Genomic DNA, 25,800 nt, shown 5'->3' with positions numbered 1-25,800 from the left:
GTTTCAAGGAGAAAAGATCATGACTACCACTCCCACCCAGCAGCTTTCCGACGCCGGTGTTTCCATCTGGCTCGATGACCTCTCCCGGGGCCGCCTCAAGACCGGCACCCTGCAGAAGCTGATCGAAGAAAAGAACGTCGTGGGCGTCACCACGAACCCGTCGATCTTCCACGCCGCCATCACCACCGGCCACGACTACGACGCCGTCATCGCCAGGGAAGCCGCGGCGGGCGCGTCCATCGAGGACACCATCTTCGAGATCACGACGACGGACGTCGCCGACGCCTGCGACCTGTTCGCACCGGTCGCCGCGGCAACCAACGGTGTTGACGGCCGCGTGTCCATCGAAGTTGACCCCCGTCTCGCCTGGGACACCGCCGGAACGGTCGCCGAGGCCAAGCACCTCTACAAGAAGGTCAACAAGGACAACGTCCTCATCAAGATCCCCGCCACCCTCGAGGGCCTGGAAGCCATCACGGCCACCCTGGCCGAGGGCATCAGCGTCAACGTGACCCTGATCTTCTCCCTGGAGCGCTACCGCGCCGTCATCAACGCCTTCCAGTCGGGCCTGGAGCAGGCCAAGGACAACGGGCACGACCTCTCCAAGATCCACTCGGTCGCCTCGTTCTTCGTCTCCCGCGTGGACAGCGAAATCGACAAGCGCCTCAACGCCATCGGCACCGAGGAAGCCAAGGCCCTCAAAGGCAAGGCCGGCCTGGCCAACGCCCGCCTGGCCTACCAGGTCTACGAAGAGCAGTTCTCCACGGAGCGCTGGGCCGTACTCGCCGAAGCAGGCGCCCTGCCGCAGCGCCCGCTATGGGCCTCCACCGGCGTGAAGGACCCGGCCTACCCGGACACCCTCTACGTCACGGAACTCGTCGCCCCCGGCGTCGTGAACACCATGCCGGAAAAGACCCTGGACGCCACCTTCGACCACGGCGTGGTCACCGGCGACACCGTCACCGGCACCTACGAAGAAGCAAACAACACGCTCAACGCCCTGGAGGCCCTCGGCGTCTCCTACAACGACGTCGTGGCCCTGCTGGAATCCGAAGGCCTCGACAAGTTCGTTGCCAGCTGGAAGGAACTGCTGGCCGACATCGAGGGCGCCCTCGCCAACGCACGGAAGGCTTCCTAGTCCACGATGAGCACACTCAGCTACGACGCCACCGGCGCCGCCCGGAAGGCCCTTGAGCAGCACCTGCCCGCCCTGGTGGAGGACCGTATTGCCACCCGGATCTTCGCCAAGGACCACACCCTGTGGGGTCCCGACGCCGAATCAGAGTCGTCAATCCGCCTGGGCTGGGTCGAGGCGGCCACCGTCTCACAGCCCCTCGTGGACGGCATCCTGGAGCTTCGCGATGCCCTGAAGGCCGAAGGAGTCACCCGCATTGTCCTTTGCGGCATGGGCGGCTCTTCCCTTGCTCCTGAGGTCATCGCCGGCACCGCCGGCGTCGAGCTGACCGTGCTGGACAGCACCGACCCTGATCAGGTCGGAGCTGCCCTCGCGGACCGGCTCTCCGAGACCGCGATCGTGGTTTCCTCAAAGTCGGGGTCGACCCTCGAAACGGATTCGCAGCGGCGGATCTTCGAGCACGCTTTCAGCGAGGCCGGCATCGATGCCAAGAGCCGGATCATCATCGTCACCGATCCGGGCTCACCGCTGGACAAGGCCTCCCGGGAGGCCGGATACCGGGCCATCTTCAACGCTGACCCCAACGTGGGCGGCCGCTACTCTGCGCTGACCGCCTTCGGGCTGGTTCCGTCCGGCCTGGCGGGCGTGGACATCCGGTCCTTCCTTGAGGAAGCCGAGGAAGCCGCGGAAATCCTCAACGAGGATGCCCCGGAAAACATCGGCCTGGCACTGGGAACAGCCCTTGGAGGCACCAACCCCCTGCGGGACAAGATCGTCATCGCCGAGGACGGCTCCGGCATCGTCGGTTTCGCGGACTGGGCTGAACAGCTCATCGCCGAATCCACCGGCAAACTCGGCACCGGTGTCCTGCCGGTCGTGGCCGGCCCGAACGCCCCGGAGGTCACCTCCGGCGCCGAAGACCTCCTGGTGATCCGCCTCGTGAGCCCGGACGCCGACGTCGAACTCGGTGAAAACGAAGTTGCCATTGCCGGCGGGCTCGCCACCCAGATGATGGTGTGGGAGTTCGCCACCGCCGTGGCCGGGCGCCTCCTGGGCATCAACCCCTTCGACCAGCCCGACGTGGAAGCCGCCAAGGTTGCTGCCCGCGGCCTGCTGGACGCACAGCCCGAGCCGACGCCCGCAGCCTTCACCGACGGTGCCATCGAGGTCCGCGGCGGTGAATGGCTGGGGAACGCCGGCACGGCAGCCGAGGCAGTCTCGGCCCTGCTCTCGCAGCTGGATGCCCACGGGTACCTCAGCGTGCAGGCCTACTTTGACCGTCTGGCGTACTCGCAGCTAGAGGGAATTCGCGACGATCTCGCCCGGGTGAGCCGCCGGCCGGTCACCTTCGGGTGGGGACCCCGCTTCCTCCACTCCACCGGCCAGTTCCACAAGGGCGGCCCCGCGATCGGCGTGTTCCTGCAGGTCACGGCTGCTGCCAGCGATGACCTCGCCATTCCGGAACGCCCGTTCACCTTCGGGGAGCTGATCGCCGCACAGGCCGCCGGCGACGCCCAGGTGCTGAGCGAACATGGCCGCCCGGTCCTCCGCCTCCACCTCACGGAGCGCGCAGCGGGCGTGGCCCAGCTCCAGGAGATTGTTTCGTCGTTTGCCGGCCAGGCAGCGTCCGCCACTGAAAGCTAAGGCACTTAACTAACCATGCCAGATACTTTGAACGGCAGAAGGACTGCGTCCCGGGGCGGGAACCCGTTGCGGGATCCGCGGGACCGCCGTCTGAACCGTATTGCCGGTCCGTCCTCGCTCGTGCTTTTCGGAGTCACGGGCGACCTTGCCCGCAAGAAGCTCATGCCCGCCGTGTATGACCTCGCCAATCGTGGTTTGTTGCCGCCGAGTTTTGCCCTGGTGGGCTTTGGCCGGCGGGAGTGGGACAACGCGGAGTTCGCCGCGGAGGTCAGGGATGCCGTGACCTCGTATTCCCGGACGCCGTTTGATGAGGCGGTGTGGAACCAGTTGGCGGAGGGCATCCGTTTCGTGCAGGGCGAGTTCGACGACGACGCCGCCTTTGAGCGGCTCGGTGAGACGATCGTTGAGCTGGATGAGCAGCGCGGCACGCGCGGCAACCATGCGTTCTACCTCTCGATCCCGCCGAAGGCGTTCGAGCAGGTCTGCCGGCAGCTCTCCAAGCACGGCCTGGCGCAGGCCGAGGGTGAGAAATGGCGCCGCGTGGTGATCGAGAAACCGTTCGGGCATGACCTGGAATCGGCGCGGCAGCTGAACGACATTGTGGAGTCGGTGTTCCCGGCCGATGCGGTGTTCCGGATCGATCATTACCTGGGCAAGGAGACGGTGCAGAACATCCTGGCGCTGCGGTTCGCGAACCAGTTGTTCGAGCCGTTGTGGAACGCCAATTACGTGGACCATGTCCAGATCACGATGGCCGAGGACATCGGTACCGGTGGCCGGGCGGGGTATTACGACGGTGTGGGCGCGGCGCGGGACGTGATCCAGAACCACCTGCTGCAGCTGCTGGCTTTGACCGCCATGGAAGAGCCGATTTCCTTTAACGCCGATGACCTGCGCACGGAGAAGGAAAAGGTCCTCGCCGCCGTGCGGTTGCCGGAGGACCTGTCCACGCATTCGGCCCGGGGGCAGTTCGCCGGCGGCTGGCAGGGCGGGGAGCAGGTCCAGGGCTACCTGGAGGAGGAGGGCATCCCGGCGGATTCGATGACCGAGACGTATGCGGCGATCCGGGTGGATATCAACACCAGGCGCTGGTCCGGGGTGCCGTTTTACCTGCGTGCGGGCAAGCGGCTGGGCCGGCGTGTGACGGAGATCGCGGTGGTCTTCAAGCGGGCACCGAACCTGCTCTTCCGTGACCACAGTGATGATGACTTCGGGCAGAACGCGGTGGTGATCCGGGTCCAGCCCGATGAGGGCGCGACGATCCGGTTCGGGTCCAAGGTCCCGGGCACGCAGATGGAGGTCCGGGACGTGACGATGGACTTCGGGTACGGGCACTCGTTTACCGAGTCCAGCCCGGAGGCGTATGAGCGGCTGATCCTGGACGTGCTGCTGGGCGAGCCGCCTTTGTTCCCGCGGCACGAGGAAGTGGAGCTGTCCTGGAAGATCCTGGACCCCTTCGAAGAGTACTGGGCCGGGCTGGGCGAACAGCCCGAGCCCTACGCCCCGGGCAGCTGGGGCCCGGCCTCGGCTGATGAGCTGCTAGCCCGCGACGGACGCACCTGGAGAAGGCCATGATTGTAGATCTTCCGAACACCACCACCTCCAAGATCTCCAAGAAGATCATGTCCCTGCGCGAGCAGGGCGGGGTGATCGCGCTGGGCCGGGTGCTCACCCTCGTGGTCGTCACCAAGTCCGGGCTGGAAGAGGAAGCGATCGAGGCCGCGAACGAGGCCAGCCGGGAACACCCCTGCCGGATCATCGTGCTCGCCGACGCCGGCTCGGCCGCCCCGAACCGGCTCGACGCCCAGATCCGGGTCGGCGGGGACGCCGGGGCCTCGGAGGTGATCGTGCTGCGCGGCTTCGGGGAACTCGCCGAGGAAAGCGAGTCCCTGGTCGCGGCGCTGCTGCTGCCCGACGCCCCGATCGTGGCCTGGTGGCCGCACGGCGCGCCGAAGAACGCCTCCGAAACCTCCATCGGACGGATCGCGCACCGGCGCATCACCGACTCCGCCAACGAGGCCGAACCCCAGGTCGCGCTGGAAAACATCCGCAACACCTACAAGGCCGGCGACACCGACCTGGCCTGGACCCGCCTGACGAACTGGCGCATCCAGCTCGCCGCCGTGCTGGACCAGGTCGACTCCTCCCCGGTCACCGCCGTCGCCGTCGAAGGCGCCTCGGACTCCCCGTCCACGATCCTCCTCGCGGCCTGGCTCACCCTGTCCCTGGACGCGCCCGTCACCATCGTCGCGGACCCCGCAGGCACCGGCATCCGCCGCGTCCGCCTCACCCGCGCCACCGGCGACATCCAGCTCTTCCGCCCCGGACTTTCCGTCGCCGAACTCACCCAACCCGGCCAGCCCGTCCAACGGATCTCCCTGCCCCGGCGCAGCCTCCGCGACTGCCTCGCCGAAGAACTCCGCCGCCTCGACCCCGACGAAGTCTTCGGTGAAGTGATTACTATTGGACTGCCACGTACCAATCTAAGGAGTGTCCGTCCCAGTGAGCGCTGACCCTAGAGTAAGCATCCATCCAGACTCTTCCGTCCTCATGGCCGCGATCGCGGCTCGCCTGATCACCAAGCTCGTTGATGTCCAGGACAGATTTGGTGAAGCAACGGTGGTGCTTACCGGAGGCACGGTGGGTATCGGAACCCTCAAGGCGGTGGCGGATTCACCGGCAGCGCCTGCGGTCGACTGGACCAAAGTGAACTTCTGGTGGGGCGACGAGCGCTTCGTCGGCGCCCAGGATCCGGACCGCAACACAATCCAGGCCCACCAGGCGCTGCTGCAGCACATCGACGTTGACCCGTCGCGTGTCCACGAGCCGGGCTCCAGGGACGACTTCGACACGCCGGAACTGGCTGCAGAGGATTACGCCCGCCGCCTCGGCGAGGCGGCTGCGGCCGAACACGCCGCCGACATGTCGGATAACAGGCCCGAGAACCCTGGAACGCTTCCCCGCTTCGACGTCGTCCTGCTGGGTGTGGGGCCTGATGCCCACATCGCGTCCCTCTTTCCCGAACAGGCGGGCATCCGCGAGAAGCAGCTCACGGTTGTGGGAGTGCGCAACTCCCCCAAGCCGCCTCCGGAACGGATCTCCCTGACCCTTCCTGCGATCAATACAGCATCAGAAGTGTGGATGGTGGTGGCTGGCGAGGACAAGGCAGGCGCGGTGGGCCTGGCCCTTGCGGGCGCCAACCCTGTCCAGGTCCCGGCGTCTGGCCCTGCCGGCCGTTCCCGCACGCTGTGGCTGATTGACGAGAACGCGGCCTCCCGGGTGCCATCGCAGCTAGTCCGCAAGGCCCCTGCCGGCTCGTAGCCTTCGCAGCGCTCCAGCCAGGACGTCTTCCGCGTCCTGGCTGGAGCGTCTTTCTTTAACGTAGTCCAGATGGCTCTTGTAGCCGTCTGCGTCATCAGCAGGCACCGGATCCAAGGCCGCGCCGGGATTCCGGGAGGCGGGCTTCCCGCACCTGCGGCAGTCCCACGCTTCGGGGATCTGGTCCTCGGGCAGCTTAACAAAAACAGGCCGCGTCTCGTGTCCCTGGATGCACCAGTAGGAAACACAAATACGCGGCAGTTGCTCACCGGGCGGACCATCGCCCTGATTCTTCAGGCCCGTTCCCTGGGTGACACCCACACGGGTGCCCCGGAAATTGGAAGACGAATGCGCCACCGGGAACTCCTCACTACTAAGGACCATGGCTGTTAAGGGTCAACAGCCACAGTTTAGTGCGGAGTCCCCGGTGGCGTCAGTGGTGCCAGGGGCGTGACCGGAACTACCGGCCAGGCAAGGGGCGGGCTAGGAGTCGGCGACGCCCGTGAACCGCATCAGCAGGCCGAGCGCTATGATCACGGCGCCCCAGGTGATGCCCAGGATGACGGTGAACCTGTTCAGGTTCTTTTCCGCGACACCCGATGAGCTCAGCCCGGAACTCATTCCGCCGCCGAACATGTCCGACAGACCGCCGCCACGTCCCTTATGGAGCAGGATGAGGAAAGTCAGCAGGAGGCTGGTGACGCCCAGGAGGATCTGCAGAATGACATGAAGAACGTCCACGACGGCCTTTCAGAAGATTGGAAATGCGGGAGTTGACCGGTGTCCGGACTAGTCCGTCACCAGGTGACTCTCGAACCTGACAATATTAGCAAACTCGGCCGGGTCGAGGCTGGCGCCGCCGACCAACACGCCATCAACGTCGCGCTCGTTGAGGATGGCCGCGGCGTTGTTGGCCTTCACGGAGCCGCCGTACAGCAGCCGCACCTTGGCCGCGACGTCGGCGCCGAACAGCTGGGTCAGCTCGGCCCGGATGGCTGCACACATTTCCTGGGCGTCTTCGGGTCCGGCAACTTCTCCCGTGCCGATGGCCCAGACAGGCTCGTAGGCGACCACGAGCTCGGCCGCCTGTTCTGCCGCGAGCCCCGCAACGTCAGCACGGAGCTGGTCCAGCGTGTGCTGGACGTGGGTGCCGGCCTGGCGGATTTCCAGGCCTTCGCCGACGCACAGCACGGGAGTGACGCCGTGGCGGTAGGCGGCCTTGACCTTGGCGTTCAGCACGTCATCAGACTCATTGTGGATGGTGCGGCGTTCGCTGTGCCCCACCAGTACATACTTGCACCCGAGCTTGTTCAGGAACTGTCCCGAGATGTCGCCGGTGTAGGCGCCGGAGTCGAACTGGGACAGGTCCTGCGCGCCGTAGGCGACGTCGAGTTCGTCACCCTGGACGAGCGTCTGGACGCCGCGAAGGTCAGTAAAAGGCGGGAAGACGGCTACTTCCACCCGGCTGTAGTCATGCTTGGCGTCGGACAGGGTCCAGGCCAGCTTCTGCAGGAGTGTGATGCCCTGGACGTGGTCCATGTTCATCTTCCAGTTGCCCGCAATCAGGGGGGTGCGGTCAAAGCTGCCGTTAGTTGACGTTGTCACGTGTTCTCCAAAAGTGCGGCTCAAATGTGCTGATCAGGGAAGCAGCCGGCAGGGCGCCCGAAACCTGCGGCTCGGGCGCCCTGCCGGCTGGGAGTGCTTAGCGGTCCAGAACGCTCAGGCCGGGGAGTTCCTTGCCTTCAAGGTATTCCAGGCTGGCGCCGCCTCCAGTGGAAATATGACCGAACTGGTCGTCGGCGAAGCCGAGGGTCCGGACTGCAGCGGCGGAGTCGCCGCCGCCCACCACGGTGAAGGCCTCCGTCTCCGTCAACGCCTGCGCAATGGCGCGCGTGCCACCGGAGAACGCTTCAAATTCGAAGACGCCCATGGGGCCGTTCCAGAACACCGTCTTGGCAGCCTGGATCCGCTCCGCGAATGCCTTCGCGGAATCCGGCCCGATGTCGAGGCCGATGCCCTGGGCGCCGAAGCTGCTGCTTTCGATGGCGTCGGCACTGACCGTCTCATGGTCTGCGTCCGCGGCGAATTTCGCGGCAACCACGACGTCGGTGGGCACCACAAACTCCGTGCCGGCATCGGCAGCGCGCTTGAGGTAGTCCTGCACAACGGGAATCTGGTCCTCTTCCAGGAGGCTTCCGGCCACCTTGTGGCCTTCTGCTGCGAGGAAGGTGAACAGCATGCCGCCGCCGACGAGGATCGTGTCAGCCTTGCCGATCAGGTTGTCGATGACAGCGAGCTTGTCGGAAACCTTCGAGCCGCCGAGTACCACCACGTAGGGGCGCTGGGTGTCTGCCGTGAGCTTGCGCAGCACTTCCACTTCCGTGTGGACCAGGTCGCCCTGGTACGACGGAAGCCGCGTGGCGACGTCGTACACGCTGGCGTGCTTGCGGTGCACCGCACCGAAAGCGTCATCCACGAAGGCGCCGTTCCCGCCGGTCAGTGCTACCAGCTCATCCGCAAAGGCGCCCCGCTCGGAGTCGTCCTTGCTGGTTTCGCGGGCGTCGAAGCGGACGTTCTCGAGGACCAGGACCTGGCCGTCTTCCAGCGAGGAGGCGAGCTCCTTCGCCGAACGTCCAACCGTGTCCTCGGCAAGCGAGACGGGGAACGACGCAAGCTCGGCCAGCCGCGCCGCGGCGGGCTTGAGCGAGTACTTGTCATCCGGGGCGCCCTTGGGGCGGCCCAGGTGGGCTGTTACCAGCACGCGGGCACCGGCGTCCGTCAGCTTTCCCAGCACTGGCAGTGAGGCCTTAATGCGGCCGTCGTCAGTCACTGTAGAGCCGTCGAGCGGCACATTCAGGTCACTTCTGACGAGAATGTACCGCCCGCGGACACCTTCAGCGATCAGTTCGTTGAGGGTGTGAAATGTCATGTAGCTAACCCTAGCCCAGCTTTGCGGCAACAAGCTCCGTGAGGTCCACCAGGCGGTTCGAGTAGCCCCATTCGTTGTCATACCACGAAACAACCTTGACCTGGTTGCCGATGACCTTGGTCAGTCCGGAGTCGAAGATCGACGACGCGGGGTCGCCCACGATGTCGGAGGAGACGATGGGGGCATCGGTGTAGGTCAGGATTCCCTGGAGTTCGTCCGACTCCGCTGCCTTCCGCAGGGCGGCGTTGACTTCTTCGACCGTGGTTTCGCGGGCGACGGTGACGGTGAGGTCCGTGGCGGAGCCGGTGGGGACCGGAACGCGGATGGCGTAGCCGTCCAGCTTGCCCTTGAGTTCCGGCAGGACCAGGCCGATGGCCTTGGCAGCACCGGTGGAGGTCGGAACCATGTTAATGGCGGCGGCGCGGGCGCGGCGGAGATCGTTGTGCGGACCGTCCTGCAGGTTCTGGTCAGCCGTGTAGGCGTGGACCGTGGTCATCAGGCCGCGCTCGATGCCGAAGGCGTCGTTGATGACCTTGGCCAGCGGGCCGAGGCAGTTGGTGGTGCAGGAGGCGTTGGAAATGATGTGGTGTGCTGCGGGGTCGTACAGTTCATGGTTGACGCCCATGACGATCGTGATGTCTTCGTCGGAAGCCGGTGCGGAGATCAGGACCTTCTTGGCACCTGCGTCAATGTGCTTCTTGGCGGCTGCTGCCTTGGTGAAGAAGCCCGTGGATTCGATGACGATGTCGACACCGAGCTCGCCCCAGGGCAGGTTGGCCGGATCACGCTCGGCCAGGACCTTGATGGCGTTGCCGTTCACGACCAGGTTGCCCTCTTTGACCTCAACGGTTTCGGTCAGGCGGCCGCCGACGGAGTCGTACTTCAGCAGGTGGGCCAGTGCCTCGGGGCTGGTGAGGTCATTGACGGCGACGATCTCGAGGTCGGCACCCTGTGCAAGTGCTGCGCGGAAGTAGTTGCGGCCGATGCGGCCAAAGCCGTTGATACCAATACGGGTGGTCACTTTTTCAGTCTCCTTGGTGCTCTGTGAAGCACAACTAGTTGAGCGGGCGTTCAAGCCAACTAACAGATCCCGCACGCCATTGGGCAGAGATGATTACCAGATCGGAGGGCGACCAGCCACATTGCTGAAGGCTAACCGCCTTCCGTGATCCATCTTACGTTTAAGAAGGTCCGCCCCCGCAAGTGCGGGGGCGGACCGTCCACATTTCGGCCCTAAACGGACTGAATGTGAAGTTTGTTACCAGTGCTTGTTGCGCTGGTCACATGGCTAGAGGGTGATCAGGCCCGTGGCGTTGGCACGTGCTGCGGCGAAGCGCTGCGCGACGTCGGCCCAGTTCACGATGTTCCAGAATGCCTTGACGTAGTCAGCCTTGACGTTGACGTAGTCGAGGTAGAAGGCGTGCTCCCACATGTCCAGCATGAGCAGCGGCGTGGTGCCGAGTGCCACGTTGCCCTGCTGGTCATACAGCTGCTCGATGACCAGGTTGCCGCCGATGGGTTCGTAGGCAAGGAAGCCCCAGCCGGAGCCCTGCAGGCCGAGTGCCGCAGCGGAGAACTGGGCGCGGAAAGCGTCGAACGAGCCGAAGGCGTCATCGATGGCTGCCGCCAGCTCGCCTTCCGGCTTGTCGCCGCCGTCCGGGGAAAGGTTGTTCCAGAACACGGAGTGGTTGACGTGGCCGCCCGTGTGGAAGGCCAGGTCCTTCGAGAGCCGGTTGATGTTGGCGAAGTCGCCCTTGTCGCGGGCCTCGGCGAGCTGGGCCAGCGCGTTGTTGGCGCCCGTGACGTAGGCTGCGTGGTGCTTGCTGTGGTGCAGCTCCATGATCTTCGCGGAGATGTGGGGCTCCAGCGCTGCGTAGTCGTACTTGAGTTCGGGCAGAACGTACTCGGTCACAAAATCCTCCAATGTCGTGGACAGTTTGTCCGGTTTGGTAACTCTCGGATTGTGCATCCGGACGACGGGTCATCCGGAAATCTCAATGGCGGGAACTGGCTGACTTGGGCCCGGAAGTCGCGGCCCGTCAGGTTAGTCCACCATCTGGTCTTGATTCTAGGGGCGCCGTTACTCGTCCAGCATTTCCGGCGTCACATTGGCATCCGTCCCCGGAATGCCAAGATCGGAGGCGCGTTTGTCCGCCATCGCTAGCAGGCGCCGGATCCGGCCGGCGATTGCGTCCTTGGTCATGGGCGGGTCCGCAAGCCGGCCAAGCTCGTCGAGGCTGGCCTGCTTGTGCGCCACGCGGAGCTCCCCCGCGTACTTCAGGTGTTCAGGGACGTCGTCGCCCAGGATCTCCAGGGCGCGGTCAACCCGTGCGCCTGCAGCCACGGCGGCCTGCGCCGAGCGGCGGAGGTTGGCGTCGTCGAAGTTGGCCAGACGGTTGGCGGTAGCGCGCACTTCCTTTCGCATCCGCCGTTCTTCCCAGACCATGAGCGCGTCGTGCGCGCCCATCCTGGTGAGCAGGGCGGCGATGGTATCGCCGTCGCGGATCACCACGCGGTCCACTCCCCTGACTTCGCGCGCCTTGGCCTGGATTCCCAGCCGGCGGGCTGCTCCGACGAGGGCCAGGGCGGACTCGGGGCCGGGGCAGGTGACTTCCATGGAGGACGACCGGCCCGGCTCGGTGAGGGAGCCGTGGGCCAGGAAGGCGCCGCGCCACACGGCCTCGGCATCCGCGGCGGACCCGTTGACCACCACCGACGGAAGACCCCGCACCGGGCGTCCCCGGGTGTCCAGGAGGCCGGTCTGGCGTGCCAGTGCCTCGCCGTCACGGACTACACGCACCACGTAGCGGCTGCCTCGCCGCAGGCCGCTGCCGGAAACCACGATGATTTCACTCTGGTGCCCGTACACTTCCGCGATGGCCGCCCGCAGGCGCCGGGCGGTCGAAGCCAGGTCCACCTCGGCTTCGATGACGATCCGGCCGGAGATGATGTGGAGCCCTCCGGCGAAGCGGAGCATGGCCGACACTTCGGCCTTGCGTACCGATGACTTCTTAATGTCCAGGCGGGACAGTTCTTCCTTGACTGATGCTGTCAGTGCCATGGCACCTTCCTAACTGTTCCCGAAAATATCCTGGTAGGCCGTTGCCAGCCGCAGGGGGTCGTGGACGGGACGCTGACCCGAAGCCCCTACTTTACCCAAGACAACCTCGGCTCCGATCATCCCCGCGGCCCGCTCAAATTCCTTCACATCCGATACGGATGCGGGGTCGGCCAGCACGACGTCGGCCGTGAAGTCCGGTGCATAACTGCGCAGGACGCGCAGGTGGTCGGCGGCGGACATCCCTGAGGTTTCCTTCGTGTCCATGGCCAGGTTCATGGTGAGGCAGCGCTTGGCCGGCGTGTCGCACAGCGCCTGCCGCATCTCAGGCAACAGCAGGTGCGGAAGGACCGAGGTGTACCAGGACCCCGGGCCAAGGATCACCCAGTCGGCAAGTTCAATCGCGGAAAGGGCTTCAACGCATGCCGGCGCCTCCTCCGGCATGAGCCGAACGCTTTCCAGCGAACCGGCGACGGCGCAGCGCGCCTGGCCCCGGATGGTGGTCAGCGTGCTGCTGCCGTCCGGTGCGGTAACCCGCACGTCGCCCTCGATGGTGAGTGGCACCGTGGACATCGGCAGGACCTGGCCACGGGCCCCAAGCAGCGCTCCGGCCCATTTCAGCCCGGCCACGGCGTCGCCGAGCAGCTCCCAGAGGGTGACGATCAGCAGATTGCCCATGGCGTGGTCGTCCAGGGAACCGCCGCCGGGCCCGGACCGGAAGCGGTGCTGCATGACGTCGCGCCACGTGCGGCCCCAGTCGGTGTCATCACACAGCGCCGACAGGGCCATGCGCAAATCGCCGGGCGGCAGGACGCCGTACTCTTGGCGGAGGCGGCCGGAGGATCCGCCGTCGTCCGCCACGGTGACGATCGCCGTCAGTTCGGAGGTCAGCAGCCGCAGCGCCGAGAGGGATGCCGCGAGGCCGTGGCCTCCGCCAAGGGCAACGACAGATGGGCCCTTGGCCTGCTGCGAGCCCGCCAGCCCTGACGGCGGAACGAGGGGCAGCGGGCCGGTCAGCACGCCCATTATTCGCGGCCCAGGTCCCGGTGGGTGGTGGTCACCGTGACGCGCGGATATTGCGCCAGTTTCTTGGAAAGCTCGACGGCGACCGCCACCGATCGGTGTTTCCCGCCGGTGCAGCCCACTGCGATGGTGGCGTAGTGCTTGTTTTCCCGGCGGTATCCGTCGAGGACCGGTTCCAACGCCATGACGTAGCGTTCCACGAAAGTCGGGACGCCCTCGGCTTCGAGGACGTAGTCGCTGACGTCCTGGTCAAGGCCGGTGTGCGGCCTCAGCTTGGGTACCCAGTGCGGATTGGGTATGAACCGGACGTCGGCCACGTAGTTTGCGTCAACGGGCAGGCCGTATTTGAAGCCGAAGCTCATGATGTTCAGGCGCAGGGCCACCGGGCCGGTCTCCGAGAAGAGTTCGGTGATGGCGGTGGCCAGGCCGTGGACGTTGAACGTGGATGTGTCCAGGACGAGGTCGGAGGAATCCCGCAGCTCTTTCAGGAGCTCGCGTTCCGCGGCGATGCCGTCCAGGATCCTGCCGCCGCCCTGCAGCGGGTGCGGGCGCCTGCCCTGCTCGAACCGGCGGACCAGGACGTCGTCGCTTGCGTCCAAAAACAGCACCCGGAAGGTGACCCCGCTGGCCGCCAGGGCATGGAGGGCCGCGCGGATGTCGGCGAACAGCGCCTTGCTCCGGACATCCACCACGACCGCCAGCCTGGGGATCGTCTGGGGGGCGTGCGACACGAGCTCTGCCAAGGTACCCAGCATCTGCGGCGGCAGGTTTTCGACGACGTACCAGCCGTGGTCCTCCAGCGCATCGGATGCCGTGCTGCGGCCGGCTCCGGACATGCCCGTCACCACGAGCAGTTCGGCCTCGACCGGCTTCACGGGCGTGAGGCCGTCCTCATCCACGCCGGTTCCTGCCGTCGGCTCTGCCATCAATTCCAGCCCCATTTCTGCTCTTGCCTGCCGTGTGCGTGCGCACACTACTTGCGCGCCGCAAGATGTCCGTACTTACCCTAGCTAAGAATCAGGACGCGGGCTAAGTTTCCAGCACTTCGCCGGTGGTCATGTTGATGGCCGGAACGGTGTCCAAGGACTCGGCTCCCGCACCGTTGGCACTGAAGTGGGTGACAATGGCAGCCGCGAGGGCAGGCCCAATGCCTTTGGCAGCCGTAAGCTCCTCTGCGGTGGCCGCCTTTATTTTCTTCACGGACCCGAAGTGGGCCAGCAGAGCCCTGCGCTTGGAATCGCCGAGACCCGGGACACCGTCAAGGGCAGAAACCGTCATCGCCTTGCCGCGCTTCTGCCGGTGGAATGAGATGGCGAAACGGTGCGCCTCGTCGCGGATGCGCTGCAGCATGTACAGCCCCTGGGATGAGCGGGGCAGGATCACCGGGAAGTCACTGTCCGGCAGCCACACTTCCTCCAGCCGCTTGGCCAGCCCCACCACGTAGACGTCGTCCACGCCGAGACCGGCCAGGGCACGGGCGGCCGCGTTGACCTGCGGTTTTCCGCCGTCGACCACCACCAGATTGGGTGGGTAGGCAAACTTGGCCTTTGGCGCGGGGGTGGTGGTGTCCGCCACAGCAATTCCCGAGCCGCCGGCGGTCTCCGGCGGTGCCATCCCGGCGTCGGACGCCTCCACCTGCGCCGTCTTGTCCACGAGGTAGTGCCGGAAGCGCCGGGTCAGGACGTCGTGCATGGCGGCTGTGTCATCGGTTGCCGCCGCCCCGGTGATGGAGAACTTGCGGTAATCGGACTTCTTGGGCAGCCCGTCCTCCACCACCACCATGGAGGCCACCACGTTGGTTCCCTGGACATGCGAGACGTCGTAGCACTCGATCCTCAGCAGCGGTACGGGCAGCTCGAGGGCCTCCTGGAGTTCCTGCAGTGCCTGCGACCGCACGGTGAGATCACCCGCGCGCCGGGTCTTGTGCAGGCGGAGGGCGTGTTCCGCATTATCCCTGACGGTGGACATCAGGGCAGCCTTGTCGCCGCGCTGCGGCACCCGGACGTCCACCTTTGCGCCCCGAAGGCCGCCCAGCCATACCGCCAGCTCGGCGGCATTGCTCGGCTCCACGGGAACCAGCACTTCGCGGGGCAGCCTGCCCTGGACTTCCGCGTCCTCGCCGTAGACCTGCTGCAGCAGGTGTTCGACGAGGTCCGGCGTGGTGAAGTCTTCCACCTTCTCGACCACCCAGCCGCGCTGGCCCCGGACCCTGCCGCCGCGGACGTGGAATACCTGGACTGCGGCTTCGAGTTCGTCCTCATGCAGTGCGAAAATGTCGGCGTCCGTGTCCTCCGCCAGCACCACGGCGTTCCGCTCAAAGACTTTGCGGAGGGCCGCGATATCGTCGCGGATCCGGGCGGCCCGCTCGTAGTCGAGCTCAGCGACGGCGGCAGCCATGTCCTTTTCCAGCCGCGCGATGAAGCGCTTGGCCTCGCCGCCCATGAAGGCGCAGAAGTCCTCGGCCAGGGCCCGGTGTTCCTCGGGGGTAACACGGCCGACGCAGGGCGCCGAGCACTTGTCGATGTAGCCGAGCAGGCAGGGCCGGCCACTGGCCTGGGCGCGCTTGAGGACACCGGCGCTGCAGCTGCGCACCGGGAACACACGCAGCAGGGTGTCCATGGTTTCCCTGATTGCGCCGGCAGTGTACGGACCGAAGTAGCGGGTGCCCTTTCTCCGCTCCCCGCGCATCACCTGCACGCGTGGCAGTTTCTCCCCCATCGTGACGGCGAGGTACGGGTAGGTCTTGTCGTCCCGGAATACCACGTTGAACCGCGGCTTGAATTCCTTGATCCAAGTGTATTCGAGCTGCAGGGATTCCAGTTCGCTTCCGACGACAGTCCACTCGACGCTGCTGGCGGCGTGGACCATCGCGTGCGTCTTCGGCAGGAGGCCCGCGGGGTTGGCGAAGTACGAGTTCAGGCGAGAGCGGAGGTTCTTGGCCTTGCCGACGTAGATGACCCTGCCGTGGGGATCCCGGAACCTGTATACGCCCGGATTGGTAGGAATTTCACCCGTCTGGGGTCGGTAACTTGCTGGATCTGCCACGCTTCCAGTCTACTGAGCCGGCGAGGCCCGCTGTCCGTCCCTACTCGATGACCTTGCTCTGGTTATAGCCTGTGGAGCGCTCCTGCCCGCTGAGCTCTGCGATGGCGTCCATGATGCGGTCGGTGACCTGCCGGCGCGCCGGCAGGGAGTGGTCCGGCCCGGTCTTCTCGAAATACAGCGGCTCGCCGACCTTCATGGTGAAGTGCTGGGGCTTCACGGCGTTGCGCCCCGCGGGCTGCAGCTTCTCCGTGCCTATGAGGCCCACAGGGATGACGGGGGCTCCTGTGGTGAGGGCAAGCCAGCCCACCCCGGTCCGGCCGCGGTAGAGGATCCCGTCGCGTGAACGGGTGCCCTCGGGATAGATGCCGATCCCCCTTCCGTCTTCCAGGATGTCCAGGAGCGTCTTGAGCGCCTGCACGCTCGCGGCCTGTTCACCGCGCTCCACGGGAATGGAACCGACCGCCTCGAAGAAGGACTTCATGAGGCGCCCCTTGACGCCCTTCGTCGTGAAGTACTCAGCCTTGGCGAAAAAGGCCACAGGACGCGGCATCAGCGCCTGCACGATCACGCTGTCCAGGAAGGAGAGATGGTTGGGAGCCACAATGAACGGGCCGTCCTTCGGCACGTTCTCCAGGCCAATCACCGTTGGCCGGCACGTGCCCGAAATCAGCCCGCGGGTGGTCCACCTGATGCCGTCAAAGAGCTCCATCGTTGCGCACCTCACTCAAAGCCACGGCCCGGACCGATTCCAGTTCTTCGATCGCATTGCGCAGGCCCGGCGCGTCGTGGACCACAGCCACGGCACCCGCGTCCTCAAGTTCGCCGTCGGGGGCGAAGCCCCAGCTGACACCGATGCAGTCAATACCGTTGGCAATTGCACCCGCCACGTCCTGCGCACGGTCACCGACCATGATGGCGTGCTGGGTGCGGAGGTCTGCCATGGCGGCGGCAATGATGCCGGTCTTGCCGACGGGTCCTGCGGCTGCGGCGGATTCGTCCACAGAGGAGCCCCTGATCGCCGCGAAGCGGCGCGCTATCTTGTGATGTTCCAGGACGATATGTGCGAGGTGCTCCGGCTTTTGTGTCGCCACTGCCACAGGCCGTCCTGCTGCGGCGTAGCTGTCCAGGAGTTCTGCGGTGCCCGGGTAGAGACGGCTTTGCGAGATGCCTGTGTCCAGGTAGCGCATCCGGTAGCTGCGGATGACGTTCTTAAGCATGGCCGGCGGAACGCCTGCGACGGTCAGCAGTGAGTCGCTCAGCTTTGGCCCCACCATCGCGTCCAGGAGATCCTGGCTTGGGACGGGAATACCGAATTCCGCGAGAGCCGCGGCAATTCCGTCTGTTATTCCGCCGGCCGGATCGACAAGAGTGCCGTCCAGGTCGAAGATCACGGGCACTATTGTTGAAGTCACCGGCTTAGTTTCTCACGAGAGCACCTCTGCACAAATTCACATGCCGTACGGGGAATACTTCCCCGTACGGCATGGGCGGATTCGGTGGTGCGGTTCGCCGCCGTGCGCGGCGGCGCCGGTCTCCCGCCGCCGGAGTGGGTTCCTAGCCGAGAATCTCGGCCAGGAACGTCGCGGTGTGGCTATCCTTCGATTTGGCCAGCTGCTCGGGCGTCCCCGATGCCACGATCCGGCCGCCGCCCGAGCCGCCGTCCGGTCCGAGGTCAACGATCCAGTCCGCACTCTTGATGACGTCGAGGTTGTGCTCGATGGTGATAACGGTGTTGCCCTTGTCCACCAGACTCTGGAGCACGAGCAGCAGCTTGCGGATGTCCTCGAAGTGCAGGCCCGTGGTGGGCTCGTCCAGAACGTAAATGCTGCGGCCGTTTGAACGCTTCTGGAGTTCGGCGGCCAGCTTGACGCGCTGGGCCTCGCCGCCGGAGAGCGTGGTGGCGGGCTGGCCCAGGCGCACGTAGCCGAGTCCGACGTCCACCAGGGTGTTGAGGTGGCGGGCGATCGGTGAGAAGGCCGCGAAGAACTCGGCGCCCTCCTCGATGGGCATGTTCAGCACGTCAGCGATGGTCTTGCCCTTGTAGTGCACTTCGAGCGTCTCGCGGTTGTACCGGGCACCGTGGCAGACCTCGCACGGCACGTATACGTCCGGCAGGAAGTTCATCTCGATCTTCAGGGTGCCGTCACCGGAACATGCCTCGCACCTGCCGCCCTTGACGTTGAAGGAGAACCGTCCGGGCATGTAGCCCCGGACCTTGGCTTCGGTGGTCTCGGCGAACAGCTTGCGGATATTGTCGAAGACGCCTGTGTAGGTGGCCGGGTTGGAGCGGGGGGTGCGGCCGATCGGGCTCTGGTCAACGTGGACCACCTTGTCGAGGTGCTCCAGCCCCTGCACCGTGCGGTGGCGTCCGGCAACCTGCTTGGCGCCGTTGAGCTTGTTGGCCAGCACCTTGTAGAGGATCTCGTTGACGAGGGTCGATTTCCCGGAGCCGCTGACCCCGGTTACGGCAGTAAAGAGACCCAGCGGGAAGGCGGCGTCGACGTTGACGAGGTTGTTTTCCCTGGCGCCGACGACCTTGATTTCGCGTTTTTTGTCGTACTTTCGCCGCTTCTTGGGGATGCCGATCTTCTTGCGGCCCGAGAGGTACTCACCCGTGAGGGATGCACTGTTCGTCAGCAGGGATTCGTAGGAGCCCGAATGGACCACCTGCCCGCCGTGCTCCCCCGCCCCGGGGCCGATGTCCACAATCCAGTCGGCTTCATGGATCGTGTCTTCATCATGCTCCACAACGATGAGCGTGTTGCCCATGTCCCGGAGCCTGGTGAGCGTTTCGATCAGCCGGCGGTTGTCCCGCTGGTGCAGGCCAATGGAGGGCTCGTCCAGCACATACAGCACGCCGACGAGGCCTGAGCCGATCTGCGTGGCAAGACGGATCCGCTGGGCTTCGCCGCCGGACAGTGTAGCGGACGGGCGCTCGAGGTTCAGGTACTCCAGGCCGACATCCAGCAGGAAGGTCAGCCGGGCCTGGATTTCCTTCAGGACCTGGTGGGCGATCTGCGCTTCACGTCCTGTCAGCACCAGGTTGTTGAGGAATGCGGCGCACTCGCGCATGGGCAGCGCAGCGACCTCGGCAATCGACTTGCCGTTGATCAGGACCGACAGCGACGCCGGGTTGAGCCTGGCGCCGTTGCAGGCAGGGCAGGGAACCTGCCGCATGTATTCCTCGTAGCGGTCCCGGGCCCAGTCCGAATCCGTCTCGCCGTGCTTGCGGTGCACATACTGGATTGCACCTTCGAAGCCGGTGCTGTACTTGCGCTCCCGGCCGAACCTGTTGCGGTACTGGACCACAACCTTGTGGTCCTTGCCGTGGAGGACGGTCTGGCGGACGTCGTTGGGCAGCTTCTCCCACGGGGTATCCATGGAGAAGCCCACCTCCTTGGCAAGCCCGTCCAGGAGCCGGTTCCAGTATTCAGTGGTGGCGGTGCCCAGCGACCAGGGCGCGATGGCGCCTTCTGCGAGGGAGAGCTCGGGGTTGGGGACGATCAGCTCCTCGTCGACTTCGAGCCGCGTTCCGATGCCGCTGCACGCCGAGCAGGCGCCGAAGGGGTTGTTAAACGAGAACGACCGCGGCTCGATTTCATCGATCGCCAGCGGGTGCTCATTGGGGCAGGCAAGGTTCTCGGAGAACGCCCGCAGCCGGTCGGGCGCATCGGCATCGACGTCCACGAACTCGGCCAGCACGCGGCCTTCGGCCAGCCCGAGGGCCGTTTCGATGGAATCGGTCAGCCGCTGGCTGATGCCCTCTTTGACCACGAGTCGGTCCACCACCACTTCGATGGTGTGCTTGAACTGCTTGCCGAGCTTGGGCGGATCGCTGAGCTGGATGAGTTCGCCGTCCACCCGGGCACGCGAATAGCCTTTAGCGGTCAGCTCCTTGAAGAGGTCGACGAATTCGCCCTTGCGGCCGCGGACCACGGGTGCGAGCACCTGGAACCGGGTGCCCGATTCGAGCTCCAGCAGCTGGTCCACGATCTGCTGCGGCGTCTGCTTGATGACAGGCTCCCCGCAGACCGGACAGTACGGCCGGCCGACTCGCGCCCACAGGAGGCGCATGTAGTCGTAGATCTCGGTGATGGTGCCGACGGTGGAGCGGGGGTTCTTGCTCGTCGACTTCTGGTCGATGGACACGGCCGGAGACAGACCCTCAATGAAGTCGACGTCCGGCTTGTCCACCTGACCCAGGAACTGCCGGGCGTAGGCCGACAGTGATTCGACGTAGCGGCGCTGGCCCTCGGCAAAGATCGTGTCGAAGGCGAGGGACGACTTTCCCGATCCGGAGAGTCCGGTGAAGACGATCATGGCGTCGCGAGGAAGATCGAGGTCCACGTTGCGCAGGTTATGCTCCCGGGCGCCCTTGACGATCAGACGGGACAGGTCCGGACGCGCGGGCTTCGCAGAGGTCAGGGGCACGACGGCGGAGGGGGCATCTACGGCTGTTTCTTCGGCTACGGCTTTAGGCACCATCCAATGCTAATCGAAAACTTCTTCGAATATCCACGCGGGCACCGCTATTCGGCGTCGTACGCCGCCGCCAGCAGGTGAACAGCCTCCGCGAAGGTGGCGCCCTGCGACTTTGCCGCCGCGGCGAATTCGGCAGCGGCTGCCGAAAGCGCTCCCCAGCGTTCATCCCTTGCGCACACGACGGTCCCGTTCCGGCCCTTCGTGGCCACGACACCGGCAGCTTCAAGTTCCTTGTAGGCCCGCGCGACGGTATGGGGCGCTACACCGAGAGCCTCGGCAAGGCTTCTGACGGCGGGCAGCCGGGTCCCCGGGGCAATCTTTCCCTGGTCGGCCTGCTCGATAACGTGAAGCCGGAGCTGCTCGTAGAGGGCCACGGAACTGCTGTGGTTGGGTTTCCACTTTCCGGGGAAGGGCTGGCCGGTACTCACAGGGCCCGCTCTCCGGCGGCGCCGGTTCCCGGTCCCGGAATGTCCTGGAGCATGTCTGCGGCCACGCCCTGTGCCCGGGCTGCCTGCATTGCTGCGGCCTCCGTGACCTCCGTGCCGTCCGCGGCGGCCCGGTCGAGTCCGCGGAACTGGGCGTTGTACAGCCGTGTGTAGTATCCATCCCCGGACAGCAGGCTCCGGTGGGTTCCCTGTTCAACGATGCGTCCGTGGTCCATGACCAAGATTAGATCAGCGTCGCGGATGGTGGACAACCTGTGGGCAATGACGAAGCTGGTCCTGCCGCTCCGCAGCCTCTTCATCGCCAGCCGGATCTGCACCTCCGTGCGCGTGTCCACGGAGCTGGTGGCCTCGTCCAGAATCAGGACGCTGCGTCCAGCCAGTTCCGCCCTGGCGATGGTGATCAGCTGCCGCTGGCCTTGGCTCAGCGAATCGCCGTCGTTGCCGAGCTCGGTGGAGTAACCGGCCGGCAGCGCGCGGAGGAAGGGTGCTACGTGGGTGGCCTCGGCCGCGGCAGCGATGTCCGTGTCGCTGGCCCCCGGCCGTCCGTACTCGACGTTGTCCCGGATGGTGCCGCTGAATAGCCAGACATCCTGCGGGACCACGCCGAAATGTGAGCGCAGCGAGTCGAGCGGCACGTCAGCGATGTCGGTGCCCCCGAACGTGATGCGGCCGGAGTCAAGCTCATAGAAGCGCATCAGCAGGTTGACCACGGTGGTTTTCCCGGCGCCCGTGTGGCCCGCGATTGCCACCGTCTGCCCGGGCTGGACGGAGAAGGTCAATCCGCTGACGGCGGGAGCCCCCGGGACGTAGCCGAACGTCACGTCCTCGAACTCGATGGGCCCGCTGAGGCTTTGCTTCCCGGCCGCAGCGGGACGTTCCACGATCTCCTCCGAGTCCAGGAGGGAGAAGACCCGTTCAGCGGACGCGGCGCACGACTGCATCAGCGTGAGCATTCCGCCGATCTGGCCCATGGGCTGGGTAAAGAGCCTGCTGAACTGGATGAACGCCTGGACGCCGCCGATGGTCATGGCCCCGGCAGCGACCTGCAGGGCCCCGACGACGGCGACGGCCACGTAATTGAGGTTGGCGATGAACACCATCAGGGGCTGCACGGCGCCCGACAGGTACTGCGCACTGGCGGAGGTGCGGGCGAGGCGATCGTTTCCGCTCGCGAAAATCTGCGAGACGGCTTCCTGTTGTCCAAACGCCTTGATGACCTCGTGGCCTGTCACGAACTCCTCGATGTGGGCATTCAGCGCCCCTGTCGAAGCCCATTGCTCAGCGAAGTGGGCCTGGGACTTCCGGGCAATCAGGACGGTGATGAGGGTGGAAATTGGAACCGAGACAAGCGCGATGGCTGCCAGCAGCGGCGAGATCCACAGCATCATGGCCAGTGACCCGCAGAGCATGAGGACAGCCATGATCACCTGCGTGAGCAACTGGTTGAGGGACTGGGAAATGTTGTCGACGTCGTTGGTTGCCCGGCTGAGCACGTCACCGCGCGTCTGCTCCTGGAAATGCGATGACGGGAGCCGGTGCAGCTTGTCTTCGACTGCGGCCCGCAGCTCGAAGACGAGGCGTTGTACTGCGGTGGCAGTGAGCACGCCCTGCAGCCAGTTGAACAGCGAAGTCCCTATGTACATGAGGGCCACCAACACGAGCAGTTCCGCCAGCCTGCCCTCGTCAAAATCACCGCCGACGAACGCCTCCACCACCACATCCGTGGCATCCCCGAGGAGTTTCGGCGCTGTGATGTTGAGTGCAGCAAACCCGCACGTCGCCGCTATGGCGATGACCATCCGGCCCCTGACAGGGGCCAGGAGCCCGATGAGCCGCGCTGCGGCCGCCAGGAAAGTGCCGCCCGGCCGTGCCGCGGCGTGCGCGCCCCTCATCGCAGCCCGCCCGTCACGGCAGCTCGTTCAGGGCGAGCTGGGACTCGGCCATCTCGCGGTATGTCCGGGAGGTCCGGAGGAGCTCGGCGTGGGTCCCCTGCCCCTCGAGGCGGCCGTCGTTGAGCACGAGGATCTGTTCGGCATCCATGATGCTGGCAATCCGCTCGGCGACGATGATCACGGTGGCGGCCTCCAGGACCGGAACGAGCGCCCGCCGGACACGCGCCTCCGTGGCGTAATCCAGGGCTGAAAAACTGTCGTCGAACAGGAAGACCTGTGCCTCACGGAGAATGGCACGCGCAATGCAGAGCCGCTGCCGCTGGCCTCCCGAAAGTCCCGCACCACCCTGCCCCACCGCGGCGTTCAGGCCGTTCGGCAGGTTGCGGACGAAGTCCTCGGCCTGCGCGCGGCGGAGGGCCTGCCACAAATCGCCGTCCGTGGCCGCGGGCGCGGCCATTCGCAGGTTTCCGGCCACGGTGCCGGCGAAAAGGTACGCCTGCTGCGGGACCACCGCCATCCTGCTCCGGAGGTCATTCAGCCCGAACGTGCGGATGTTCCGCCCGTCCATGCCGATCTCGCCGCCGACGGCGTCCAGGAAACGCGGCAGCAGGTTCAGCAGCGTGGATTTTCCGCTTCCGGTGGAGCCGACGATGGCTGTGGTGGATCCCGGATGGGCGGTGAAGGAGATGCCGGCAAGAACCGGGGTTTCCGCCCCCGGATAGGCGAAAACCACGTCCCGGAACTCCACCGTTGCTCCGGCGGCAGGGGCACCGGCGATAGGCGTGCCGCCCGCTGACCCGGCATCGCCGTCGGGAGTTTCGACGCCGGCAATGGCCGGCACCACATCCAGGATTTCCTGAATGCGCTCCGCACAGACGGCGGCCCGGGGAGCCGTCATGAACACGTACATGGCCATCATGATGGCCAGCAGGATCTGCAGGATGTAGGCGATGAAGGCGGTCAGTGCCCCCACCTGCATGCTGCCTGCCTGGATGAGGTGCCCGCCGAACCAGACCACGGCCACAGAGGACAGGTTCACCACGATCATGATCAGTGGCAGCATGGCGGCAACGAGCAGGGCTGACTGCAGGTTGTTGCCCGTCAGGCTCCGGTTCGCCTCGGCAAAGCGCGACGCCTCGTGGTCCTGCCGCACGAAGGCACGGATCACGCTGGCGCCGATGATCTGTTCCCGAAGGATCCGTGTCACGCCGTCTATGAGCGTCTGCCCCTGCCGGTACAGCGGAATCAGGCGCCGCACGATGAGTGCCATGATGAGGACCAGCAGCGGAACGATGGCAATCACGACGACGGACAGGACCGCGTCCTGCTGGACCGCCAGGATGACGCCTCCGATGCCCATGACGGGTGCGGCGGCCAGCATCGTAAACACCAGGACGGCGAAAGTCTGGATCTGCTGGACATCGTTCGTGGCCCGGGTCACGAGGCTGGGCGCGCCGAAGCCGCTGACTTCCTGGGAGGACATGGCCTGGACCTTGCCAAACAGGTCTCGCCGGAGCCGGTGGCCGATCTTCATGGCCACCCCGGCCCCGAGGTATCCGGCCCCCAGGGCGGCACCGACCTGGACGACGGAGATCGCTGCCATCCAGCCGCCAAGCTGCAGGATCACCTCGTGTTCGCCGCGCAGGATGCCGTCGTCGATGATGCTTGCATTCAGGGTCGGCAGCAGCAGATTGCCGGCGGTTTGGAGCATCTGCAGCATGATGAGGAACCACACCGCGGCGCGGTGTTCCGACAGAAGGCGGCGCATGTGGCCAAAAAGCACCGGGCCTCCTCCACAACTAGGACAAACAGGAGCCTCGCTGGCCGGCCCCACAATGGCTTCGTCTTTGTAAGCTACATCACGGATCCCCCTGCCTGCTGCATGGGACGCGCCTGAAACGTGTAGCGTCCTGCCTACAGTTTCCGGGCCACCACGAATATCCGGCGGAACGGAAAGACTGTGCCGTACTCGGTGGCCGGGTAGGCCTCCGCCAGCCGCTGCCCGTAGCCCCGTTCGAATTCGGCCGCGTCCTCGGGTGACAAGGCGGCGAGAACAGGCCGCAGGCCCGTTCCCCGCACCCATTCCAGGACCGCGTTCTCCCCGGGCAGCACCTGCAGATACGTGGTTTCCCAGGCGTCCGCCGCGCAGCCGGCGCGCAGCATGATGTCAAGGTAACCTGCCGGTTCGGCGACGGCGTCATCATGGCGGAGCACGCCGTCGAGCCTTGCCCGCCACGCCGGGGACTCGGCGAGTTCCCGCAAAAGGGTGTGGGAAGGGGAACTGAAGTTGCCGGGCACCTGAAAGGCGAACCACGCCCCCGGGCGAAGTGCCGCCAGCCAGGCCGGGAGCAGCTCACGGTGTTCCGGGACCCACTGCAGCGCAGCGTTGCTCACCACCACATCCGTTTCCGGCGCCGGTATCCACGCCGCGATGTCCCCGAGCCGGAACTCCAGGTTGGCCGCCTGTTCTGCATGGGCCTCAGCTTTGGACAGCATCTCCGGCGAGGAATCGACCCCCACCACCCGGGCCTCAGGCCAGCGCCCCGCGAGCGTGGCCGTGAGGTTGCCCGGGCCACACCCCAGGTCGACCACCTCACGCGGCGCGGCCGCGTCGATCCGGCCGGTCAGGTCAAAGAACGGCCGCTGCCGGTGGTCGCCGAACTGCGCGTACTTTGCCGGTTCCCAGTGCACATCGCCTCCAGTGGCTTGGAACAGCGCGGGCAGGTCGTGCTGACCCGCGGCCGCCTCAAACGTGCAGCCAACGCGAGCCTAGTGCCGGTCCCGGGAGAAAGCACGCGCGGCAGGGACACGCACTAAGCTGGAAAGCA

22 protein-coding genes are annotated in these 25,800 nt (G+C 65.8%); 5 read left to right on the top strand and 17 right to left on the bottom strand.

The features are described from left to right. Positions 1–19 precede the first annotated feature (19 nt). The 5 genes from tal to pgl are packed head-to-tail and all read left to right on the top strand — an operon-like array spanning position 20 to position 6,100. A complete protein-coding gene (gene tal, locus AC6CH3_RS10340) occupies positions 20–1,138 on the top strand; it encodes a transaldolase (RefSeq protein ID WP_498132355.1) in 1,119 nt (372 codons plus the stop codon). Positions 1,139–1,144: 6 nt separating this feature from the next. Continuing rightward, positions 1,145–2,779, top strand: coding sequence for a phosphoglucose isomerase-related protein (locus AC6CH3_RS10335; RefSeq protein WP_498132354.1), 1,635 nt, complete (start codon positions 1,145–1,147; stop codon positions 2,777–2,779). Between the two features lie 15 nt (positions 2,780–2,794). After that, positions 2,795–4,354 carry a glucose-6-phosphate dehydrogenase gene (zwf, locus tag AC6CH3_RS10330; protein WP_498132353.1) on the top strand — a complete coding sequence of 520 codons (1,560 nt, stop codon included), beginning with the start codon at positions 2,795–2,797 and terminating at the stop codon, positions 4,352–4,354. Further along, on the top strand, positions 4,351–5,292 hold the full coding sequence (locus tag AC6CH3_RS10325; protein WP_498132352.1) for a glucose-6-phosphate dehydrogenase assembly protein OpcA: 942 nt from the start codon (positions 4,351–4,353) through the stop codon (positions 5,290–5,292). The genes zwf and AC6CH3_RS10325 overlap by 4 nt, the downstream gene beginning before the upstream one ends. Continuing rightward, complete coding sequence (pgl, locus tag AC6CH3_RS10320) at positions 5,282–6,100, top strand: 6-phosphogluconolactonase (protein WP_498132351.1); 819 nt, start codon at positions 5,282–5,284, stop codon at positions 6,098–6,100. The genes AC6CH3_RS10325 and pgl overlap by 11 nt, the downstream gene beginning before the upstream one ends. On the opposite strand, the gene AC6CH3_RS10315 is transcribed toward pgl, so the two are convergent. From AC6CH3_RS10315 to AC6CH3_RS10235, 17 genes are all read right to left on the bottom strand, one after another. Beyond that, entirely contained in the window at positions 6,071–6,481 is a 411-nt protein-coding gene (locus AC6CH3_RS10315) for an RNA polymerase-binding protein RbpA (protein WP_498132350.1), read from the bottom strand. The genes pgl and AC6CH3_RS10315 overlap by 30 nt on opposite strands. A 99-nt stretch (positions 6,482–6,580) precedes the next feature. Further along, positions 6,581–6,838 carry a preprotein translocase subunit SecG gene (secG, locus tag AC6CH3_RS10310; RefSeq protein ID WP_498132349.1) on the bottom strand — a complete coding sequence of 86 codons (258 nt, stop codon included), beginning with the start codon at positions 6,836–6,838 and terminating at the stop codon, positions 6,581–6,583. Positions 6,839–6,886: 48 nt separating this feature from the next. Further along, positions 6,887–7,702, bottom strand: coding sequence for a triose-phosphate isomerase (gene tpiA / locus AC6CH3_RS10305; RefSeq protein ID WP_494036680.1), 816 nt, complete (start codon positions 7,700–7,702; stop codon positions 6,887–6,889). Between the two features lie 97 nt (positions 7,703–7,799). Beyond that, entirely contained in the window at positions 7,800–9,026 is a 1,227-nt protein-coding gene (locus AC6CH3_RS10300; protein WP_498132348.1) for a phosphoglycerate kinase, read from the bottom strand. 10 nt (positions 9,027–9,036) lie between these two features. After that, positions 9,037–10,047, bottom strand: coding sequence for a type I glyceraldehyde-3-phosphate dehydrogenase (gap, locus tag AC6CH3_RS10295; RefSeq protein WP_494036678.1), 1,011 nt, complete (start codon positions 10,045–10,047; stop codon positions 9,037–9,039). A 267-nt stretch (positions 10,048–10,314) separates the two neighbouring features. Next, the gene (locus AC6CH3_RS10290; RefSeq protein WP_400576524.1) at positions 10,315–10,938 is read right to left on the bottom strand and encodes a superoxide dismutase; all 624 of its coding nucleotides are present in this window, start codon (positions 10,936–10,938) and stop codon (positions 10,315–10,317) included. 168 nt (positions 10,939–11,106) lie between these two features. After that, positions 11,107–12,087, bottom strand: a complete 981-nt coding sequence (whiA, locus tag AC6CH3_RS10285; protein WP_230117204.1) for a DNA-binding protein WhiA — start codon at positions 12,085–12,087, stop codon at positions 11,107–11,109. Between the two features lie 9 nt (positions 12,088–12,096). Next, positions 12,097–13,110 (bottom strand): gluconeogenesis factor YvcK family protein, encoded by a 1,014-nt coding sequence (locus AC6CH3_RS10280; protein ID WP_498132347.1) that lies wholly within the window; start codon positions 13,108–13,110, stop codon positions 12,097–12,099. Next, positions 13,110–14,033 carry an RNase adapter RapZ gene (rapZ, locus tag AC6CH3_RS10275; RefSeq protein WP_400576779.1) on the bottom strand — a complete coding sequence of 308 codons (924 nt, stop codon included), beginning with the start codon at positions 14,031–14,033 and terminating at the stop codon, positions 13,110–13,112. Before rapZ ends, AC6CH3_RS10280 begins: the two co-directional genes overlap by 1 nt. Positions 14,034–14,136: 103 nt before the next feature. Beyond that, positions 14,137–16,152, bottom strand: coding sequence for an excinuclease ABC subunit UvrC (gene uvrC, locus AC6CH3_RS10270; RefSeq protein WP_498132346.1), 2,016 nt, complete (start codon positions 16,150–16,152; stop codon positions 14,137–14,139). Positions 16,153–16,192: 40 nt separating this feature from the next. Next, positions 16,193–16,861, bottom strand: a complete 669-nt coding sequence (locus AC6CH3_RS10265) for a lysophospholipid acyltransferase family protein (protein WP_498132345.1) — start codon at positions 16,859–16,861, stop codon at positions 16,193–16,195. After that, positions 16,848–17,564, bottom strand: coding sequence for an HAD hydrolase-like protein (locus tag AC6CH3_RS10260; RefSeq protein ID WP_498132344.1), 717 nt, complete (start codon positions 17,562–17,564; stop codon positions 16,848–16,850). The genes AC6CH3_RS10265 and AC6CH3_RS10260 overlap by 14 nt, the downstream gene beginning before the upstream one ends. A 142-nt stretch (positions 17,565–17,706) precedes the next feature. Continuing rightward, a complete protein-coding gene (gene uvrA / locus AC6CH3_RS10255; protein ID WP_498132343.1) occupies positions 17,707–20,634 on the bottom strand; it encodes an excinuclease ABC subunit UvrA in 2,928 nt (975 codons plus the stop codon). A 47-nt stretch (positions 20,635–20,681) separates the two neighbouring features. After that, positions 20,682–21,062, bottom strand: a complete 381-nt coding sequence (locus AC6CH3_RS10250) for a GntR family transcriptional regulator (protein WP_498132342.1) — start codon at positions 21,060–21,062, stop codon at positions 20,682–20,684. After that, positions 21,059–22,972, bottom strand: a complete 1,914-nt coding sequence (locus tag AC6CH3_RS10245; protein WP_498132341.1) for an ABC transporter ATP-binding protein — start codon at positions 22,970–22,972, stop codon at positions 21,059–21,061. Before AC6CH3_RS10245 ends, AC6CH3_RS10250 begins: the two co-directional genes overlap by 4 nt. A gap of 13 nt (positions 22,973–22,985) precedes the next feature. After that, the gene (locus tag AC6CH3_RS10240; RefSeq protein WP_498132340.1) at positions 22,986–24,755 is read right to left on the bottom strand and encodes an ABC transporter ATP-binding protein; all 1,770 of its coding nucleotides are present in this window, start codon (positions 24,753–24,755) and stop codon (positions 22,986–22,988) included. A 131-nt stretch (positions 24,756–24,886) separates the two neighbouring features. Next, on the bottom strand, positions 24,887–25,663 hold the full coding sequence (locus AC6CH3_RS10235) for a trans-aconitate 2-methyltransferase (RefSeq protein ID WP_498132339.1): 777 nt from the start codon (positions 25,661–25,663) through the stop codon (positions 24,887–24,889). Positions 25,664–25,800 lie beyond the last annotated feature (137 nt).

It is taken from the genome of Arthrobacter sp. GQ119 (assembly GCF_059759125.1).
This window is presented reverse-complemented; position numbering and strand designations above follow the sequence as displayed.